Genomic DNA, 246 nt, shown 5'->3' with positions numbered 1-246 from the left:
CCCGAGCCGCAGCCCCGAGATGACATTCGCCATCTCCGCCGCACTGAAGAACAAGCCGCCGACATTCTCCATGAAGATGCGGATCACGATGGGCAACAATGTGACGAAGCCGGCGCCCAGGATGGACCCCAGTACCGAGCCGAGGCCGCCGATGATGATCATGGCGAGGTAGTCGATCGAGACGATGAGCTGGAACTGTTCGTAGTTGGCGATACCGAAATAGTAGGTGTAGAGCACGCCGCAGAC

General features: G+C 59.3%; 1 protein-coding gene. It reads right to left on the bottom strand.

The features are described 5' to 3' along the window. Window positions 1-246: ABC transporter permease subunit (locus ACZ3GY_RS24615; RefSeq protein ID WP_465912424.1), on the bottom strand; the 246-nt coding region annotated here is incomplete at both ends.

This window comes from Pseudomonas sp. PME37.24/006, assembly GCF_055556635.1.
The sequence above is the reverse complement of the archived record's forward strand: the minus strand, read 5'-3'. Positions and strand labels throughout refer to the sequence as shown.